Below are 18965 nucleotides of genomic sequence, written 5' to 3'. Positions count from 1 at the left end.
GATTTACAAGCAAGACGGTGGTTTGCGCCTGGTGCGGTGCCGGAGCTCGGACGGGGTTGGATAGGTGAAGCCGGAGCTGGTTCTGACGCCGCTGATGAGCGAGCTGATCAGGGATGTCCTCGCGGTCCCGGAGCGACTGTCCGCCATGGTGGACGCGCTCGGTTCGCCGCTGAATATCGTTGTACCCGAGCAGATCACGGCCAACGCGGCGGAGTATCGCGCGGTGTACGACCGGCGGCGGCTGAGCGGCGAGGTGTACTTCGCGCACAAGGCCAACCGGTCCAGCGCGCTGATCCGCGAGCTGGCGGCGGGGGAGTGCGGGGTGGACGTCGCCTCGTTGGGTGAGCTGCGGCATGTGCTGGCGGCCGGGTTCAGCGGCGATCGGATCATGGCGACCGGCCCCAAGGACGCCGAATTCCTGTGGCTCGCAGCCAGGGTGGGGGCGGTGGTGAACGCCGACTCCCGCGCGGAACTGCGAGAACTGGCCGCCATCGTCACACGCTTCGGCCTGCCGCCGGCGCGGGTGATGATCCGGCTCTCCGCCTTCGACTCGCCGGGTGTGCCGATTCTCAGCCGCCCCAGCCGTTTCGGGGTGCACGCCCGCGAACTCGCCGACGTGCTCGACGTTCTCGACGAGCACCGGGCCGCGCTGCGTTTACTCGGCGTGTCCTACCACCTGGACACCACCGGCATCGAGGAGAAGGCGCTCGCCCTCGAAGGCTGCCTGCTGGCCATGCACGAGGCACTGGGGCGCGGGTTCGCCCCCACCGCGATCGACATCGGCGGCGGCTTCGGCGTCAACTATCTGGCCGACCGCGGCGAATGGGAGCGCTACACCACCGAACTCGGCACCGCGGTCCTCGGCCTGCGCCCGCCCATGACCTGGCAGAACCACGGCTACGGCCTGCGCGCCGAAGCCGGAACCCTGCGCGGTGCGCTGGGCGTGTATCCGGCCTACCGCGACACGGCCGGAGCGCGGTACCTGGACGAGCTGCTCGATCGCGAATCCGTCAGCCTGCAACGGTCGTTCGCCACGCTGCTGCTGGAAAACCTCTACGACCTGTACATCGAGCCCGGACGCGCACTGGCCGACCAGTGCGGCCTCACCCTGGCCCGGATCGCCGAGGTGCGCACCACCCACAGCGGCGACCCGCTGGTCCGGCTGGCGGCCAATTCGCGCGATATCAGCGCGGAAGAGCATGCGGTGCTGATGGATCCGGTGCTGCTGCCATCGCGCCCGGGTACGCCGACCGGTGTGTACCTGGCGGGGAATCTGTGTCTCGAGGACGACCTGATCACCCGCCGTCAGGTGACGCTGCCCCGCCCACCGGAGCCGGGAGATCTGCTGGCCTTCGTGAACACGGCCGGCTACTTCATGGATTTCGCGGCGGATCACGCGCTGATGCAGCCCATCGCCCGCACGGTCGCGGTCCATCGCGCCGCGGGCGGATGGTCGTGGTGCCTGGACGAACAGTACTGGCCGGTGAAAGGGAACCGCTCATGAAGTACGACAGCATTCTCGACGCCATCGGGGATACGCCGCTGGTCCGGATCGACCCGACCGTGCACGGGCTGCGCCATATCGACCTGTACGCCAAGCTGGAGATGCTCAATCCGTTCGGCTCGGTGAAGGACCGCCCGGCCTGGAATATGGTGCGCGAGGACCTGCCCGCGGCCATCGAACGCGGCGACGCCATCGTGGAACTGTCCAGCGGCAATACCGCCAAGGCCCTCGCGGTCATCGCCGCCATGCACGGCCTGCCGTTCAAGAGCGTGACCAACCGCATGCGGGTGCCCGAGATCAAGGATCTGCTGCTGTTGCTCGGCGCGCAGATCGAGGAGCTGCCCGGCCAGACCGAATGCCTGGACCCGACCGATACCGAGGATCCGCTGACTCGCATGTACCGGATGCTCACCGAGGAGGGCAACGGCTATCTGCACACCGATCAGTACTTCAATCCGCGCAATCTGGACGCGCACCGGGTCGGCACCGCCACCGAGATCATCAAGGATCTGGACGGTCGCGCCCCGGACGTCTTCATCGCCTGCGTCGGCACGGCCGGGTCGTCATCGGGGGTGGCCGGTGTGCTGCGGGAACACGACCCGTCCGTATCGGTGGTCGGATTGGTCGCGGCCAAAAGCGATTTCATCCCCGGTATCCGAAATATCGACGAGGTCAACGAGGTCGGGCTGTTCGACCCGGAGAACTACGACACCCTCGACGCGGTGAGCGCCGCCGAGGCCATCGACGGCATGCTCACCCTCAACCGCCGCTGCGGCATCCTGGGCGGCCCCACCGCCGGTGCGGCGTACTTCGGTGCCCTGCGTCATCTTTCGGCTCTGGACGCCACCCTCACCGAGCGCCGCACCGCGGTGTTCATCGTGTGCGATCGGGTGGAGAGCTATATGAGCTATCTGCGCAAGCGCCGTCCCGACCTGTTCAAGCAGCCGCCGCGTCCCAACTCGGTGGATACGCTGACCGACGCCGAGATCGCCGCCGCCGTCCAGGTGGATGTGCCCGAGGCGCGCGAGTGGATCGAGCGGGAACGTCCGCTGGTGGTGGACCTGCGCGGCGGATTCGCTTACACCGCACTGCATATCGAGAACTCGATCAATATGGTGGACGAACTCTTCGACGACCTGCTGCGCGGCGGCCTGCCGTTCGGCTCGGCCCGGCCGGTGCTGCTGGTGTGCCCGGTCGGCGAGAAGTCCGCCCGCTACGCGGCGCTGCTGACGAGAATGGGGCATCGGGACGCGCGCAGCCTGCGCGGCGGCATCGTGGCCTGGCGCGACGCGGGCGCACCGCTGGTCCGGGACTGATGCCATGACCACCATGACGAATCCGGCCGAGGTCCTGCACCGCCTGGCGGACTGGCAGCGGGGATTGCGGGCGCAGTTCCCGATCATCGCGAACAATCCGGGACTGGCGTATCTGGACAGCGCGGCCACCACGCAGAAGCCGACGGCGGTGCTCGACGCCGTCACCGCGTACCTCACCACCGGCAACGCCAATGCCGGGCGCGGCTCCTACCCGTGGGGCACCGCCACCGGCCGACGCATCGACGCCGCCCGCGATCGCATCCGACAGGCGCTGGGCAACAACGGCTCCGAGTCGACGGTCGAGTTCGTCGGCGGCACCAGCGACGGGCTGCGGGCGGTGGCGCGGGACTGGCTGGCGGAGTCGCTCGTCGACGGTGACGAGATCATCGCCCCGTTCGGTGATCACGAAGCCAATCTGCGGCCCTGGCTGGACCTGCGAGACAGCCTGGCGCGCAGTGGCATTCGTGTCACCGTGCGGCCGATGCCGGTGGACCCGGCGTCCGGGGACTACGACCACCGGGCACTGCCGTCCCTTGTGACCGACCGGACCCGCTTCGTCGCGGTCACCCACGTGCACCACGTGTTCGGTGTCGACCTGAACGTGCACCGGGTGCGCGCCGCGGTCGGACCGGACGTGCCGATCTGCCTGGACGCCGCGCAGAGCGTGGGACATCGGCCGGTGTCGGTGGCGGATCTCGATGTCGACTTCGTCGTGTTCTCCGGGCACAAGGCACTGGCGCTGCCCGGTGTCGGCGCGGTGTGGGCACGCAATCGGCGCGGCCCCCGCTTCGCGCTGCGAGGCTGGGCGGGCACGCCGAATACGACCGGCATCGTGAGTCTGGCGGCCGCCTTCGACTGGCTCGACGCGGCCGGGCTGGCCGAGATCGGGGCCTGGAACACCGCCCTCGCCGCCCGCCTCACCGACGGCCTCTCCCGGTTGCCTGGGGTGCGGGTGCTGGGCTGTCAGGACAGCCTCGGCGCGGATTCCCCGGTGCAGCGCCGGGAGGGCATCGTGACCTTCCGGCACGCGCGGGTCCGGTCCGACGATCTCGGTTTCGTCCTCGCCGACGAGGGCATCATGGTGCGCGCCGACGGCCACTGCCAGGCCGGTCGGGCTTCCGACGATCATGCGGTGCGGGTGAGCGCGCACGTCTACAACACGCCGGAGGAGATCGACCGGGTGCTCGAGGTGGTGCGGCGCTGCGAAGAGATGGCGAGCTGACTGCGCGCCCGGCCTGTGCAACCGGCTTGGGCAACCGGCCTACGCCCCCGGCCTGCGCCCCCGCCAGCCGGTGCGGGCGGTGAGCAGGGCCAGGTCGCGACGGTGGCCGAGCCAGGCGTCGTCGTCCGGGTCGAGCAGCCGCTCCCACGCGGCGGCATCGTCGGCGCTCAGGAACGGTCCCGCCCGGCCGACGCGCGCCGCCAGTTCGGCCAGCACCACTCCGCGCACCTCGACGGGCAGCGGTGCGGGAATGTCGACCAGTTCGGTGAAGGCGGTGACATCGGTGAGCCCGGCGCGGGCGAGGATGTCGGCCCAGCCCCGCCCGGGGCGTTTCGCGCCCGCCCGGCCGAAGAACCACTGGGTGAAATGCCGATCGTGGGCCTCGTCCAACCGGATCTCCAGTCCGGGGCGGCCGATGCCGGTGTCCCAGGGCAGGCATCGGGTGGGCAGCCCGCCCTCCGCCAGGCACAGCACGCCGCCCGGCCGCAGCATGCCGACCAGGGCCCGGGTGGCGGCATCCCAGTCGCGGGCGTGGTGTACGCACCATGACGACCACACCGCGTCGACGGCTTCGGGCAGCGGCGGTGCGCCGTCCTCCAGATCGTGCAGGACCGGCCGGATCCGATCGCCCACACCGGCGTCGTGGGCCGCGGCCATGGTGGCTTCGAGCATGGCCGGATCCAGGTCGACGGCGTAGACGCGGCCGCGCGGGCCGACGGCGTGGGCCAGTGCGACGGCGGCGGTTCCGGCTCCGGGACCCACGTCGGCGACCACGTCGCCGGTCGTGACGCCCAGCGGTGCGAGCAGGCGCATGGTCGCGTCCAGGAATACGGCTTCGGCGGCGGCCGGATCGTCGGTGGACGTTCCGGTTCCCGGTTTGCCGGTCCGCTGCTGCGCGCTGATCGTCACGCGGCGATACTACTGAACATCGTTTTCAATGCGAAGTCGACGCGGCGTCGGCGTTTCCGACCGGGCGCACCCGCCACGGCCGGAAGCGCGGACACCGGCGCGAGCGCTACACGGTCACCCGCTCCCCGGTATCGACGCTCTCACCCTCCCGAATACCGAAGCGGGCGTGCAGATGTCGCAGCGGCGCGGGCGCCCACCAGGTCCACCGGCCGCCCAACCGCATGGCCGCGGGCAGCAGGAAACCCCGGATGAGGGTGGCGTCCGCCAGCACCGCGAGCGGCAGCCCGATGCCGAACGCCTTCATGAAGGTGATGTCGGAGACCAGGAAGCCGAGGAACACCACGGAGATGAGCACCGCGGCAGCGGTGACGATGCGGCCGATGCGCTCCAAGCCGCTGGCCACGGCCGCGGTCGGATCGCCGGTGCGTTCGTACTCCTCGCGGATGCGGGCGAGCAGGAACACCTGGTAGTCCATGGCCAGGCCGAACGCCACCCCGAACAGCATGATCGGGACGGTGGCGGTCAGGGTGCCGGTGACGGTGAACCCGAGCAGTTCGGACAGATGGCCGTCCTGGAAGATCCAGACCAGTGAGCCGAAGGTCGCGGTGAGGCTCAGGCAGCTCAGCAGCACCGCCACCACCGGCAGGAAGACGCTGCCGGTGAGCAGGAACAGCAGCACCACCATGGCGGCGACCACCACCGTGAGCGCGAGCGGGAGCCGTTGCACGAGAGCGTCGGTCGCATCCAGGCTGACCGCCGCCACCCCGCCCACCAGCGCCTCGCCGGGCGCATCGACCGCGCGGATATCGGAGACCAGCGCCTCCAGCGTCCCGGCATCGTCGGTGTCGGGCACCACGGTGAGGAAGGCGTCGCCGTCCGCGCCGTACCGGGCGTGCGCGGCCGTCGGCGGAATCACCTGTGCGCCATCGGCATAGCCGCCGGTGATGGTGTCGATCCGCTGCACATGCGGCAGTTCCGAGAGGCGCGCGGCATACGCGCCCGGATCGGCGTCGAGCCGGGGCAGTACGACGGTCAGCGCGTTCTGCTCACTGGTGTCGAAATCGGCGCGCACGGTTTCGGCGACCTGCCGGGCGCTCGAGGATTCGGGCATGGACCGCTCGTCCGGGAAGCCCAGCCGCAATCCCAGGAACGGCGAACCGACCGCGAGCAGCAGTGCGATCACCGATACCGCGACCGTACCGGGCCGCCGCATGACGAAGACGGCCAGCCGATGCCAGCGACCCTCCCGCACGTCCCGGGACTCGCTGTCGGCATTGCGGATTCGCCACTTGTCCACCCGCCGCCCGAGTACCGCCAGCAGGGCGGGCAGCACGGTCAGCGAGCTGAGCGCCGCGATCAGGGCCACCGCGATACCGGCGATACCCACCGACCGCACCGCCTGCAACGGGAAGAACAGCAGCCCCGACAGCGCCACCGCCACGGTGACCGCGGAGAACGCGACCGTCCGTCCCGCCGACCGCATGGTCGTCGCCAAGGCCGGACCCGGCTCGTCCCCGGCCGCGAGCTCCTCGCGGAAACGACTCACGATCAGCAGGCTGTAATCGATGGCCAGGCCCAGTCCCAGCAGCGTCACCACGTTCATCGACAGCGCCGACAGGTCCATCACCCCGGCGAGCAGCCAGATCGCGCCCATGGTGAGCAGTACCGTGACCATGGCGACCAGTAGTGGCAACAGCGCGGCCACCACACTGCCGAAAACGAACAACAGGGCGACGAGCGTGATCGGGAAGGCGATGGATTCACCCGCGATGGCATCGCGCTCGCTCTGCTCGAACATCTCCCGCTGCAACATGGCGTAGCCGCCGACCCGTACCTCGAGTCCGTCGTGGGCACCGGCGTAGCGCGGGGCGATATCGGCGATCCGCTCGTCGATATGGTCCGGGTCGCCGAGGATGGTCGCGATCACCAGCGCACGGTCGCCGCCGGAGCCGCGCAATACCGGCGGCCTGCCCGCCGTCCAATAGGAGGTCACCCCGGTGACGTCGGGTTCCGCGCCGAGGCGCGCGGTGAGCGCCGTGGCGGCGGCGGTGGCGGCCGGATCGTCGACCGAACCCGGCGTCCGCACCAGCAACACCAGATTCGGTTCACCCTGGCCGAACTGCTCGCTCAGGATGTCGGCGGCGGCGCGGGATTCCGCTCCCGGATCATCGAATCCGCCGCCTTTCAAACGGTCGAACAGAGTCGCGGCCGCGATGCCCGCCAGTAGCACGGCGATCGTGGCCACGACCAGTACCGCCCGCCGATGGCGTGCGCACAGGCTCGTCGTTCTCTCCAGCACCTCTGTCTCCTCCCGTCGACCGCGGCAATGCCGTGGTGCGTATGAGAGACGGGTGGGAGCGGTGAATGTGACGGCGTGCGATGCGGATCACATGCGGTCGCCATGTCACAGTTCGCGGTGCGCGGGCCCTCCTAAGCTCGACACCGTCAGAGGAGGAGACGTGACCGACGCTGCCGCGGACACCGCGACCGAGACCTTCGCCGAACATCGCGATCTGCTGTTCGCCCTGGTCTACAACCTGCTGGGCAGTATCGCCGATACCGAGGACGTGTTGCAGGAGACCTGGCTGTCCTGGATGCCGCGGCAGCGACGCGGCACGGGCGAGATCGCCAACCCGCGCGCGTACCTGGTGCGCATCGCGGTCAATGCCGCCCTGGCACGCCAGTCGGACATCGCTCGTCGCCGCGAAACCTATATCGGCCCATGGCTTCCCGAACCGCTGCTCACCGACGACGCCGATTCCGCCGATGCCGCGCTGCGCACCGAGGCGGTGTCCATGGCCATGCTGGTGGTGCTGCAGACCTTGACCCCGTTGGAGCGGGCGGTCTTCGTGCTGAACGAGGTCTTCGGGTACCGGCACGCCGAGATCGCCCCCATGATCGGCCGGGAGGCGGCCGCCGTGCGGCAGCTCGCGCACCGCGCCCGCTCGCACGTACAGGCGCGCCGACCCCGCTTCCGCGCCGACCCGGTGGTGCAGCGGCGGGTGACCGAGCGGTTCCTCGACGCGCAGCGGGGCAGTGATCTGTCGGCTCTGATGGACCTGCTCGCGCCCGACGTCATCTTCCATTCCGACGGCGGTGGACGTATCCGGACCGCACTGCGTCCCATCGAGGGTGCGGCCAAGGTCGCCCGCCTGCTCACCGGTCCCGGCGTCCGGAGCACCATGGTCGATCTCGACCTTCGGCTCGGCCACATCAACGGTGAGCCGGCCGTCGTCTGTTTCCGCCGGGGCGAGCCCTACGGCGTCGGCGTGCTCGACATCGATCCCGAGACCGAGCGCATCCGATGCGTCTACACCATCGGCAATCCCGACAAACTCATCGGCATGGCGCGCTGAGCCCGCATCGGGTCAGTTTCCCGGTCGTGGCACGTCCCCGCGCCAGGCCCCGGTCTCGTGCCCCTGCTCCTCGATGAACTGCTTGAAACGCTTCAGATCGCCCTTCACCCGCAGGTCGAGGACGCCGAGCTTGTCGCCGACGTTCTCCACGAATCCCTCCGGATCGATATCCATCTGAGTGATCACCCGGGTGGTGGTGTCGTCGATGCGGTGGAAGGTCACCACACCCGCGTGCTCCGGCCCGCCGTCGGAGTGCCAGGCCACCCGCTCCTCCGGATGCTGTTCGGTGATGGTGGCGTCGAATTCACGTTCCACCGGACCGAACTTCACCTTCCAGTGCGTATGGGTGTCGTCGAGCTGATCGATGCGCTCCACCCCCTCCATGAAGCGGGGGAACGATTCGAACTGCGTCCACTGGTTGTAGGCCGTCCGGATCGGCACATTGACCTCGGTCGAAGCGGTGACGGTACTCATAGCAACCTCCTTCTCCCGGCGCCCGCCCGGCGTGACGGGACCGGATCTTCGTCTGCCGATACCTTCGACACAGTGGTCGGGCTACCCGGCGGGTGCACCGATAAACGGTCCGGCGCACCGCTCACCACGGCGGCGCGGGACTCAGAGCACGAACTCGGCTACTTAAGTAGCCGCCGCGGGAATACCGATGCGCCGCGCACCGCGATGACCGAAGACTTCAGTGTCCCTTCGGCTCGGATACACAGGTAGGTGCGTGATGGCAAGCGTGGCGCTCTGGATGCAGATGTCCCTCGACGGCTTCGCCGAGGGCGCGGGCCGCGAAGTGCACTGGCCGGTGGTGGACGAGGAACTGTGCGCACCGTTCTTGGACGAGTTCCGCGCCGCCGACGCCTTTCTCTACGGCCGCGAAACCTTCGAGATCATGGCCGCGTTGTGGCCGACGGCCGATTCCGACCACGCGTTCTCGCCGTTCTATGCCGACTTCGCCCGGGTCTGGAAGGACAAGCCGAAGATCGTGCTGTCCCGTACATTGCGTGCACCCGGGTGGAACACCCGGGTGATCGGTCGCCGGGCGGTCGACGAAATCGCCGCGCTGCGGTCCGGTCCCGGGGGCACCGTGATCCTGTTCGGCGGCGTCGAGACGGCATCGACCTGTATCGCCAACGATCTGATCGACGAGTATCGGCTGTTCGTACACCCGATTCTGCTCGGTCGCGGCATACCGCTGTTTCCGTCGTCGGTCGACACCTCGCGGCTCCGGTTGACGGACGTGACCACTTTCGACAGTGCCGTCGTGATGATGCGCTACCGTCCCGAACGTCGCGAGGCCTGCGGATTCGCCGAGGTGTTCAACGACTCGTGAGTCCGGGCCGCTCCGCCGGTGCTGTCGCGCCGAGGTGGGATGCCGCAGCGCTGAACTCCACGACGGGGACCTCGACCTCGCCCCACGGTGTGTGAACGGTTCCGGGCCGGACCAGCAGCTGCGGGACCTGGATGTGCTGGGGGTCGCACCAGGTGGGACGCGGTTGTGGCGCCGGCGGAAAGTCGGTGCAGCCGAGGCTGTTTCCGCCCGGATCGTGATCGTCATCGTCGTCGTGATCCCCGCCGTCGTCGATCGGCCCGCCGGGGAAGCCGGGATGGGGAAGCCAGGGGAACCACGGCCCGCCGGGGAAGGCCGGGTCCCACGGGAACAGTGGTCCCCCCGGAATTCCGTGCTGCGGTGGTTGGTCGGCACGCGGGGGCGCCGCGGGCTCCGATGGTTCCGCGGGGTGGGGCGGTTCCGTGGGCTGCGATGGTCCGCCGGGTTGTACCGGGACGGCGGGCTGTGCCGGGATGTCGGGCCGCACCGGGAAGTTCGGCAGGTCGAGTCCGTCCCCGTCGCCGTGACCGGGGCCGCCGGTGCCGTGACCGATACCGCCATCCGAGTCGTGGTCATCCCGCTGCCACGCGGGTCCATCGCCACGGCCGCCGTCGAACCCCGGGGCGTCGGGGATTCCGCCTCCGATGCCGGGGCCGTCCACCCCCGGTCCGCCGAATCCGTGGTCATCGTCGGTGCCGCCGTCGAAACCCGGCCCGTTCCCGTCCCAGCCGCCCATACCGGGTGTGCTGCCGCCCGGTGAATCTCCAGGGGTACGTGAGGGGTCCGACCAGTTGTCGGTATCGAACCCACCGCCGTCGAACCCGCCGCCGTCGAATCCGCCGCCGTCGAACCCGCCGCCGTCGAACCCGCCGCCGGTGTCGCTGTCACCCGCGGAGCCGTCGGCACCCGGGGCGGCCGTCGCCGTCGCGGCGGTGAATACGCCACCGGCGAACCCGGCCGTGACACCGGCGGGGATCAGGCTCAATGAGGCCGCGATCGCCGTGGTGGCCAGCAGTGTCGGTGTGCGGCCACGCTGTCTCGCAGTGCGCATACCAGTCTCCGTTCATCGGATGCCTTCCGTGCCATCGCACCGAAGGGGTCGGAACTCCTCAATGCATTCAATGTACCGCTGTCTAGCGGCACATTGAATGGTGTGTTCTCAGAGCTGGAAGGTCGCATCTCGGGGCTGTTGGTCACTCTTCGGATTGCCTAGAAAGGGCTGCATCCGGCGGATTTCACCTGGTGAAAGGCCATCGGTGGGCCGATGACGATCTTCCCGGTGCTGGGAACAGTGAGTTCCCTCCTAGGTGTGACACTGGTTAACGCGCCACTGAATAGCGGCAAGAAGCTACCGGATCGATCGGCCACTACCCAGCCCGCCGATTCGACCGAACGGTATGAACGGAGCAAATTCGATGTCCAGCACCACGATGCCGACCACCCGGGCCCGCCGACTGCTGGCCGGTGCCACCCTCGCCTGCGCACTGACCGGCGCGGCCTTCATCACGGGCACCGGGGCCGCGAGTGCCGCGCCCGACAAGGACTTCGGCGATTCGACCGGATGGGATCACATCGACCCGCGCGGGTTCCACCACTCGTTCGACGACCCCCGGTCGCGGGCCGAGCGGGATCGGGCGCGGCGTGACCACCTCCCGACCTCCTTCGGCGAGCAGGCCGAGGCGTCGAACAGCTCCGGCGGCACCACCACCACCTGGACTCAGGTCGGCCGCGACAACGGCTCCGGTTGGGTAGTGTGCCGGCCGCTGGCCCGGGTTTGCTGATGCGCCTCGATCGTCGGCTCGGTCGGCACCTACTCAGTTGTCCCAGGAGGCGACGCCGACCGGCCCGACGCCGACGCACACCGTGAGCCCCGGGGTGAGCGCGCCGATCCGGAGCGCGCGGCCGCTGCCGACCGTACGCACATAGACGGTGTTCAGCCCGCGCCGGATCGGAACGGTCACCCAGTCGCCGTATTCCAGGGCGACCGTGATGCTGCCGTCCCCGCTCGCGAGGTAGTTGAGTTGGGCCGTCCATTCGTGATCGAGCAGGGGGCCGTCGAGCGGGAGAACGGTGGGCGCGGTGCCCTGGACGCGGTATCCGCAGTCGCGGTCGGGTCCTGGAGTGATGCTGCGGTTCCACCAGACCTCGGCGTCGACGATCGCGCCGGTGTCGGTGATCATCCGCAGCCGGGGCGTGGAGGTGGCGAAGGCGTCCGCCGGTGCGACGGCGGACAGCACCCGGCTGATCAGATTCTGCGGATAGACCGTCGGGTTCAGCACCTGCCACGGCACTTCTTGTTCCAGCAGTGGTTCCTGCCGCCAACCATGCAGTGCCGCCTCGGTATTCGCGATGTAGGTGCGCGCCGGGTTGGGCTGCCAGCAGCGCACGAAGGCGCAGGTGGACCACAGGCAGCTCAGGATGAACACCATTGTCACCGCGATGGTGACGCGGGGGCGCGCACGGGTGCTGCGGCGGGCGTGCGCCGACAGGATCAGGGCGAGCGCCGCGGCCAGCACCACCGTCGAGTCGGCGAAATAGCGCAGTGACCGGAGCAGTTCCGCCGCAGCGGTATTCGGCCCGCCGCGCGCCAGCACCACCGGCAGCTGTGCGAGCAGGATGTAGGCGGCAACCACCAGCCAGACCGCGAGCACGCGCCGGCGGGCGCGGATGGTCACCGCCACCACGGCGGCCAGCGCGAACCACGCCGCCGCCACCGCCCAGTCCGGCGGATCCGCCCACGGTGTCGCCGGAGGCCAGCGCTCCCAGTGCCACGGGCCGCCGAACAGTGCGGGCGTGACGTCCAATGCCGCTGTCCCGGAGAGGAATTCCCGGGTCTCGGTACTGCCGACCGAGGCGCGGGGCAGCCCGACCACCGCGAGATAGGCCAGTGACCAGCAGGTGAGTACCACGCCGGACCCGATCCACAGCGCCGCACCCCGCCGCGCCACCGTGCGCACCGGCGCTGCCCGCCCGTCGAGATACCGGATCAGCACCGCGAAGGCGAAGGCCGCGAACGGCACGATCGCCGCCTTCTCGAAGAACAGCAGCGCCACCGCCGAGACCGCGACCCCCGACATCGCGTACCGTCGCCGCCGAGTCCGCGTCAACAGCACCGCATCGGCGATCACCCAGGCCAGCGCGCCCTGCAACGGCAGCGCGTTGAGCGCCGCCGACCACCACGCGAAGGCGGGAATCGTCAACGGGCAGAACGCATAGAACACCAGCGGCACCAGCACCGCCCACCGCGCGCCCAGCAGTACCAGCAGCATGCGCAGTACGGCCACCGATGCGACGAGTTGCAGCAGCACCATGGAGGCCGCTGCCGCGGTCCACCCCAACGGGGCCACCGCCGTCACCACCCACGCGGTGACGAAGGCCAAGGGCATGAAATGCCCGTCGTGGTCGTGCAGCAGCAGCTCCGCCGACCACACCGGATACTCGGCCGCCCGGCTCACCAGAATGAAATCGTCCCAGTAGAAGAACCCGGACCCGGCGACCCACCCTCGAATCACCAGCTGTAACACCAGCACACCCACCGCCGCGACCACGATCGGCCGCACCCGCGACCGGTGCACCGATTCCGCGCGCACATCGGCCCGCGGCGGTTCGATCATGACGGTGTCCATGCCGCCCCACCGTAACGCGCGGACGCTCGGAGGGCGTGGAGCCCGTGCTGGTGGGCTGTGGGGCGCGCATCCGGTCAGCGCGGTCCGGCGAACGGCGAGAACCGCACGTCGGTGCGGTGGGCAGCGCCGAACCAGCCGGTAGCATCCGGCGCATGCTGAATACCGCGTTGTCGCCGCTCGGGGAGCCGCTGGATTCGCGGCGTTTGCAGCAGTTTCTGTGTGTGGCGGAGGTCGCCAGCTTCAGTCGGGCCGCCGAGCGTCTGCATGTGAGTCAGCAGGCACTCAGCAGTTCGGTCGCCAAGTTGGAAGGGCAGTTGGGGGTGTCGCTGTTCGATCGGTCGGGTCGGCAGGTGCGGCTGACGGCGGCGGGGGAGGCACTGCGGGCGGGCGCGTCGGTGTTGTTGGCGGCGGGCCAGGTCTTGGCGCGGCAGGTGCGGGATGCGGCGGCGGCGCAGCAGCGGCCGTTCGTGGTGGCGCATACGCCGGCCATCACCGGCGAGGAGGTGCACGAGGTGCTGGAGCCGGTGCGCGCGGGGATGCCGGAATTGTCCGTGACGGCCATCCAGATGTTTCCGAAGGAGCTCGAAGCGGCGGTGCTGGACGGCCGGGTCGATCTGGCGCTGCGGCGGGGCACGACCGTGCCCGCCACCCTGGCCTCGGCGGTGATCGCGTATCACCCGCTGCGGATCGCCGTCGCGAGCGGACATCCGCTGGCCGGGCGGCGTACCGTCACCCTCGGTGAGCTGCGCACGGAACGAATCGTCGTGTGGGCTCCACCGGGTGCGTCGTTCTACACCGACTTCATTCTGAGCACCTGCCGCCGTGCGGGTTTCGAGCCTGCGCTGGTGGTCGATCGGATTCAGGGCACGACGCCGGCGACGGCCGTGCTCGACTATCCGGATGCGGTCGCCTTCGTCACCGCGCCGCCCGGTTCGGCACTCGGCGATCGGGTGTGGGTTGTCGAGATCGAGCATCCGCCGCTGGCTCCCGTGCAGGCCGTGTGGCTCCCGCATACTCGTTCGGCCATTCGCGATCTACTGACCACGGGCGATAACCCGCATACGCGTGGCTAACAAGCAGTATTTGTAGGTTCACCCAAATATTCTGTTTCTCATTTGTCAGTCCGACTCCTAGCGTCGGTACCGGAAGATCTCCGAACTCCGAACGAAGGACTGACCTATGAGCAACACGTTGGCAGGCAGGTCGGCGGTCGTCGCCGCGGGTGCGAAGAACCTCGGCGGGCTGATCAGCAACTCCCTGGCGGAACGCGGCGCGAACGTGCTGGTGCACTACAACAGCGCGAGCACCGAGGCCGAGGCCGACAAGACCGTCGCCGCCATCGAGGCACTCGGCCGCAAGGCGGTGAAATTCCAGGCCGATCTCACCGTTCCGGCGAATGTGCGGCAGCTGTTCGACGCGGCCGTCGATGCCTTCGGCACCGTGGATATCGCCGTCAACACCGTCGGCAAGGTGCTGCGCAAGCCGATCGTGGAAACCACCGAGGCCGAATACGATTCGATGTTCGACAGCAATGCGAAGGCCGCCTACTTCTTCCTCCAGGAAGCCGGTAAGCGTCTGGCGGACGGCGGCCGGATCGTCACCGTCGTGACCTCGTTGCTGGCCGCCTTCACCGACGGCTACTCCACCTACGCCGGTGCCAAATCCCCCGTGGAGCACTTCACCCGCGCCGCGGCGAAAGAGTTCGCAGCCCGCGGCATCTCGGTCAACAATGTCGCCCCGGGGCCGATGGACACCCCCTTCTTCTATCCGCAGGAGACTCCGGAGCGGGTGGAGTTCCACAAGTCCCAGGCGATGGGCGGCCGCCTCACCCGCATCGAGGACATCGCCCCCCTGGTGGAATTCCTGGTCACCGACGGCGGCTGGGTCACCGGCCAGACCATCTTCGCCAACGGCGGCTACACCACCCGCTGACCCGGGTGGAACAGCGCTGTGTATCCGTGGGCCTTTCGTGATCAAGGGAAGGGGAAGACAGTGCGGGAGCCGACGGTGTGCGGTTGCCAGCGCAGTGGGTCGGCGTTGCCCGAGCACACGAATTCGCCCCAGACGCGGCGCATGGGCGCACCGAGTGCGTCGACCCGGTCGAAGGGGAGGCCGCCCAGCATGGGCGCGTCGCGCCAGGCGTCGGCGTCACCGAACAGCAGTGGCAGGTCGATGCAGTGGCAGGCGCCGAACGGCGCGTCCGGCGCCAGCGGTTCGACGCGGTAGCGGTGGACCGCCGCCGCGACCCGCCGCCCGACGGCGGGGACCCGGGAATCATGTGACGGGCACGGGGTGACACCGTCACCGCCACTCCGCCGGTCGAGCGGGGCGACGGGCCAGCGCCACAGGGCGCTCTCCGGCACCGGTTTCGAGAGGTCCGTCAGGCGCTGACCCGCATCGGCGGCGCGAAGGTGCGCAGCAGTGGTTCCACCACGCGGGCGGCGATCGGTCCGAGCACCGCCATGAGCAGGACGTAGGTGGTCGCCAGGGCCGCGAATTCCGCCGGTACCGCACCGGCCGCGACCGCGAGTCCGGCGATGACGATGGAGAACTCCCCGTGCGCCACCAGCGCCGCACCCGCTCGTGCGCGGCCGTTGCGGGAGGCTCCGGCGCGGCGGGCGGCCCACCAGCCGGTGAAGAGTTTGGCGGCGGTGGTCACCACGGCCAGCGCGACGGCCCAGCCGAGCACGGGCGGGATGCTGCTGGGATCGGTGCTCAGCCCGAACAGGACGAAGAACAGCGCGGCGAACAGATCGCGCAGCGGTTCCAGAAGTTTGGCGGCGTTGTGCGCCGTCGATCCCGAGATCGCGATGCCCAGCAGGAACGCGCCCACCGCGGCCGAGACCTGGAGCGCGGAGGCGACCCCGGCGACCAGCAGTGCCGCACCCAGCAGTTTGAGCAGGAAGATCTCGCGAATATCGCTGTCCACGATCATGGACACGTAGCGGCCGTAGCGCAGCGCCACCACGAGCACCACGGTGACCGCCGCCAGGGCGATGCCGACCGACTGCAGTCCGGCGAGGAAGCCGATTCCGGCCAGCACCGCGGTGAGCACCGGCAGATATCCGGCCATGACGAGGTCTTCGAACACCAGGATCGACAGAATGGTCGGCGTCTCCCGGTTGCCGAGTCGGCCGAGGTCGTTGAGCACCTTGGCGACGATGCCGGAGGAGGAGATGTAGGTGACGCCCGCCATGGCCACCGCCCCGGTCACGCCCCAGCCCAGCCACAGCGCCACCAGCACCCCCGGGGTCGCGTTCAACACCAGGTCGACCACGCCCGCCGCCCAGGATCTGCGCATACCCGTGACGAGTTCGCTTGCGCTGTATTCCAATCCGAGCAGCAACAGCAGCAGCACCACGCCGATCTCGCTGGCCAGGTGAATGAACTCGTCGATGTGGTCGAGTTCGACCAGCCCGCCGGTGCCGAATACCAGCCCGCCGATCAGGTACAGCGGGATCGGCGACATGCCGATCCGCGCGGCCAGTCGTCCGAGCAGTCCCAATCCGAAAAAGACCGCGCCCAGTTGAATGAGTGCGAGCGCGGTTTCGTGTGCCACCATCTACTTTCAGCTATCCCGTCACAGTCATGGCGGCGGGTGGGGCATCAGCCGTTGTCGCGGAGTGTTCTCCGTCCAGACCTCCCGGCTCGCTCGATGGTAATGATTCCGTAAAGAAGTTGTTTTTGCAAACCGAACGCCCTGGTCGGCCACCGACTTCCGGCCAATGCCGACCGGTAGCCATCCTTTCGCCGCGCGGCAACGAATAGCGATCACCGCACGAATCACCTTGCTCCATAACGCATCTTCACGAAGGAGGAATACCTATGATCCCGCGCTTCATCGACGACGTCACCTCGGCAATCAACAACCTCCTCGCCTGGCTGCTGATCCCGTAGCCGCGCCGCCGCCCGGGGCAGTCGCCGCCCCGGGCGGTTCTCCCACCACGCCGGATACGTCCCCGACGCCCGGTAGCGGACGCCCGGTAACGACGGGTCTCCGCCGCGAATCGAGTACTCGGGTACTCGGTACACCGTGATGTGCCGGGGATAGGTTCTACGGTGGGGCCGGGGTTGCAGGGCGAAAGGGAGTCATCATGCCTACCGCGAATTTCGGGACGAAGGACGAACCCGGTTTCGAGCTCGAGCAGAGTCCGGATCTGATCGTGGTGCGCGCACGGTACGGGCGCGGGGTGCCGTTGCAGGCGGGGTCGGTGCGCACGCCCGTCAGCGGGGTGCTCGAGGACGCGAGCCTCGTGCAGACCTACCCCGAGGCGGGGGTCGAGGTGTATCGCATTCCGCCCGGATCCCGGTCGGTCGAGGAACGCAAGACACGGCTGAACGCCGCTCCCGAGGTGCGTTTCGCCGGACACGTGCTGGTGGATCCGGTCGGCGACGAACCCGTGCTGTACACCGAGAACATCTTCGTGAAGTTCGTCGACGAGGCGGATCCACGCGACTGCGAGGCCGTGCTGCGCGAGGCCGGACTGTCGATCAAACAGCGGGTGGACTACGCCGAGAACGCCTACTTCGCCGCCGCGCCGGAAGGCACCGGACAGCGAACCTTCGATATCGCGAACACGCTGCTGCGCCGCGCCGATGTCATCTACTCCCATCCCGAACTCATTCGCCGCCGCGCCCGCAAGGCCGTCTTTCCCCCGCAGTGGCATCTGCGCACCACCGTCATCGGCGGGGTCACCGTGGACGCGCACGCGAATGTCGAAGCGGCCCATGCCATCACCCGCGGCTCCGGCGCGACGGTGGCCGTCGTCGACGACGGCGTGGACATCGACCATCCGGAATTCGCCGGTACCGGCAAGGTGGTCGCCCCGCGCGACGCCACCCTGCGCACCGACGATCCGCGACCGAAGGACCCGTTCGGCACCGGACCCGACTTCGGCGACAATCACGGCACCGCCTGCGCGGGCGTGGCCTGCGCCAATGGCGCGCTCGGTGCGTCCGGGGTGGCTCCCGACGCGGCCCTCATGCCGATTCGCCTGGCCTCGGGACTCGGTTCCCAGGCGGAGGCGCAGGCGTTCCAGTGGGCGGCCGATCACGGCGCGGACGTCATCTCGTGCAGCTGGGGTCCGGCCGACGGCCTGTGGTTCCGGCCGGACGACCCGGCCCACCAGCGGGTGGTGCCCATGCCCGCCAGCACCCGGCTCGCCATCGACTACGCGATCACCAAGGGCCGCGGCGGCAAGGGCTGCGTCATCTGCTTCGCCGCGGGCAACGGCAACGAGTCCGTCGACAACGACGGCTATGCCAGCCACCCGTCCGTGATCGCCGTCGCGGCCTGCAACGACACCGGAAAGCGCAGCGTTTACAGCGATTTCGGCAAGGCCGTGTGGTGTGCCTTCCCCAGCAACGATTTCGGCCACGCCCCCTTCGGTCATCCCGACCCTCTCACCCCGGGCATCTGGACCGTCGATCGTCGCGGCGCGGACGGCTACAACCCGGGCGATCCCGAATGGGGCGATGCCGCAGGACATTTCACCAACAGCTTCGGCGGCACCTCGAGCTCCTGCCCGGGTGCGGCCGGCGTCGCGGCACTGGTGCTGTCGGTGCGTCCGGAGCTGACCTGGCGGCAGGTCAAGGATCTGCTCCAGGGCTCCTGCGATCGCATCGACAGCTCCGGCGGCGGATACGACGCGGCGGGCCACAGTGCCAGGTACGGCTTCGGCAGGCTCAACGCGCTGGCC

Annotated in this window: 15 protein-coding genes and 1 pseudogene; 9 read left to right on the top strand and 7 right to left on the bottom strand. The window is 69.2% G+C overall.

What is annotated here, in order from left to right; translation table 11 throughout:
- The first annotated feature begins 64 nt into the window (after nt 1–64).
- The 3 genes from QK444_RS04575 to QK444_RS04565 are packed head-to-tail and all read left to right on the top strand — an operon-like array spanning nt 65 to nt 4042.
- A complete protein-coding gene (locus QK444_RS04575) occupies nt 65–1504 on the top strand; it encodes an alanine racemase (protein WP_282777362.1) in 1440 nt (479 codons plus the stop codon).
- The gene (locus tag QK444_RS04570; protein ID WP_143979849.1) at nt 1501–2820 is read left to right on the top strand and encodes a pyridoxal-phosphate dependent enzyme; all 1320 of its coding nucleotides are present in this window, start codon (nt 1501–1503) and stop codon (nt 2818–2820) included. Before QK444_RS04575 ends, QK444_RS04570 begins: the two co-directional genes overlap by 4 nt.
- Before the next feature lie 4 nt (nt 2821–2824).
- A complete protein-coding gene (locus QK444_RS04565) occupies nt 2825–4042 on the top strand; it encodes an aminotransferase class V-fold PLP-dependent enzyme (protein WP_282777360.1) in 1218 nt (405 codons plus the stop codon).
- Between the two features lie 39 nt (nt 4043–4081).
- Here QK444_RS04565 and QK444_RS04560 read toward each other — a convergent pair whose 3' ends face one another.
- Nucleotides 4082–4951 carry a methyltransferase domain-containing protein gene (locus QK444_RS04560; RefSeq protein WP_282777358.1) on the bottom strand — a complete coding sequence of 290 codons (870 nt, stop codon included), beginning with the start codon at nt 4949–4951 and terminating at the stop codon, nt 4082–4084.
- Nucleotides 4952–5057: 106 nt separating this feature from the next.
- A complete protein-coding gene (locus tag QK444_RS04555) occupies nt 5058–7250 on the bottom strand; it encodes an MMPL family transporter (protein WP_282777356.1) in 2193 nt (730 codons plus the stop codon).
- A gap of 160 nt (nt 7251–7410) precedes the next feature.
- Here QK444_RS04555 and sigJ point away from each other — a divergent pair, with 160 nt between their 5' ends.
- Nucleotides 7411–8307 (top strand): RNA polymerase sigma factor SigJ, encoded by an 897-nt coding sequence (gene sigJ / locus QK444_RS04550; RefSeq protein WP_282777353.1) that lies wholly within the window; start codon nt 7411–7413, stop codon nt 8305–8307.
- Between the two features lie 12 nt (nt 8308–8319).
- Here sigJ and QK444_RS04545 read toward each other — a convergent pair whose 3' ends face one another.
- Nucleotides 8320–8781, bottom strand: a complete 462-nt coding sequence (locus QK444_RS04545) for an SRPBCC family protein (protein WP_282777351.1) — start codon at nt 8779–8781, stop codon at nt 8320–8322.
- Between the two features lie 256 nt (nt 8782–9037).
- Between QK444_RS04545 and QK444_RS04540 the strand changes: the two genes are divergently transcribed.
- Nucleotides 9038–9643 carry a dihydrofolate reductase family protein gene (locus QK444_RS04540; protein WP_282777349.1) on the top strand — a complete coding sequence of 202 codons (606 nt, stop codon included), beginning with the start codon at nt 9038–9040 and terminating at the stop codon, nt 9641–9643.
- On the opposite strand, the gene QK444_RS04535 is transcribed toward QK444_RS04540, so the two are convergent.
- Entirely contained in the window at nt 9630–10691 is a 1062-nt protein-coding gene (locus QK444_RS04535; RefSeq protein ID WP_282777348.1) for a hypothetical protein, read from the bottom strand. The genes QK444_RS04540 and QK444_RS04535 overlap by 14 nt on opposite strands.
- Before the next feature lie 364 nt (nt 10692–11055).
- On the opposite strand from QK444_RS04535, the gene QK444_RS04530 reads away from it, so the two are divergent.
- On the top strand, nt 11056–11421 hold the full coding sequence (locus tag QK444_RS04530; RefSeq protein ID WP_029931897.1) for a hypothetical protein: 366 nt from the start codon (nt 11056–11058) through the stop codon (nt 11419–11421).
- A 33-nt stretch (nt 11422–11454) separates the two neighbouring features.
- On the opposite strand, the gene QK444_RS04525 is transcribed toward QK444_RS04530, so the two are convergent.
- A complete protein-coding gene (locus tag QK444_RS04525; protein WP_282777344.1) occupies nt 11455–13266 on the bottom strand; it encodes a hypothetical protein in 1812 nt (603 codons plus the stop codon).
- A 152-nt stretch (nt 13267–13418) separates the two neighbouring features.
- Between QK444_RS04525 and QK444_RS04520 the strand changes: the two genes are divergently transcribed.
- Both QK444_RS04520 and QK444_RS04515 read left to right on the top strand, forming a co-directional pair.
- Complete coding sequence (locus QK444_RS04520; protein WP_282777342.1) at nt 13419–14339, top strand: LysR family transcriptional regulator; 921 nt, start codon at nt 13419–13421, stop codon at nt 14337–14339.
- Between the two features lie 106 nt (nt 14340–14445).
- A complete protein-coding gene (locus QK444_RS04515; RefSeq protein WP_282777340.1) occupies nt 14446–15198 on the top strand; it encodes an SDR family oxidoreductase in 753 nt (250 codons plus the stop codon).
- A gap of 41 nt (nt 15199–15239) precedes the next feature.
- Here QK444_RS04515 and QK444_RS04510 read toward each other — a convergent pair.
- Together QK444_RS04510 and QK444_RS04505 are read right to left on the bottom strand one after the other, a co-directional pair.
- Nucleotides 15240–15515 (bottom strand): annotated as a pseudogene (locus tag QK444_RS04510) (carboxylesterase/lipase family protein); the annotation flags it as partial.
- A gap of 131 nt (nt 15516–15646) precedes the next feature.
- A complete protein-coding gene (locus tag QK444_RS04505; RefSeq protein ID WP_282777339.1) occupies nt 15647–16828 on the bottom strand; it encodes a cation:proton antiporter in 1182 nt (393 codons plus the stop codon).
- Between the two features lie 532 nt (nt 16829–17360).
- On the opposite strand from QK444_RS04505, the gene QK444_RS04500 reads away from it, so the two are divergent.
- Nucleotides 17361–18965, top strand: a 1605-nt coding sequence (locus QK444_RS04500; protein ID WP_282777338.1) for a S8 family serine peptidase, incomplete at its 3' end; no start/stop codon positions are given.

It is taken from the genome of Nocardia sp. CC201C (genome assembly GCF_030010695.1).
In the GTDB taxonomy this organism is placed as follows: Bacteria; Actinomycetota; Actinomycetes; order Mycobacteriales; family Mycobacteriaceae; genus Nocardia; species Nocardia otitidiscaviarum.
Note: the sequence above shows the minus strand (reverse complement) of the source record. Positions and strands in the feature narration are given on the sequence as shown.

Excerpts from the sequence above, each read along its gene's own strand:
- QK444_RS04570 (WP_143979849.1), top strand. The coding sequence starts at position 1,501 with ATGAAGTACGACAGCATTCTCGACGCCATCGGGGATACGCCGCTGGTC.
- QK444_RS04565 (WP_282777360.1), top strand. The coding sequence starts at position 2,825 with ATGACCACCATGACGAATCCGGCCGAGGTCCTGCACCGCCTGGCGGAC.
- QK444_RS04545 (WP_282777351.1), bottom strand. The coding sequence starts at position 8,781 with ATGAGTACCGTCACCGCTTCGACCGAGGTCAATGTGCCGATCCGGACG.
- QK444_RS04540 (WP_282777349.1), top strand. The coding sequence starts at position 9,038 with ATGGCAAGCGTGGCGCTCTGGATGCAGATGTCCCTCGACGGCTTCGCC.
- QK444_RS04535 (WP_282777348.1), bottom strand. The coding sequence starts at position 10,691 with ATGCGCACTGCGAGACAGCGTGGCCGCACACCGACACTGCTGGCCACC.
- QK444_RS04530 (WP_029931897.1), top strand. The coding sequence starts at position 11,056 with ATGTCCAGCACCACGATGCCGACCACCCGGGCCCGCCGACTGCTGGCC.
- QK444_RS04525 (WP_282777344.1), bottom strand. The coding sequence starts at position 13,266 with ATGGACACCGTCATGATCGAACCGCCGCGGGCCGATGTGCGCGCGGAA.
- QK444_RS04520 (WP_282777342.1), top strand. The coding sequence starts at position 13,419 with ATGCTGAATACCGCGTTGTCGCCGCTCGGGGAGCCGCTGGATTCGCGG.
- QK444_RS04515 (WP_282777340.1), top strand. The coding sequence starts at position 14,446 with ATGAGCAACACGTTGGCAGGCAGGTCGGCGGTCGTCGCCGCGGGTGCG.
- QK444_RS04505 (WP_282777339.1), bottom strand. The coding sequence starts at position 16,828 with ATGGTGGCACACGAAACCGCGCTCGCACTCATTCAACTGGGCGCGGTC.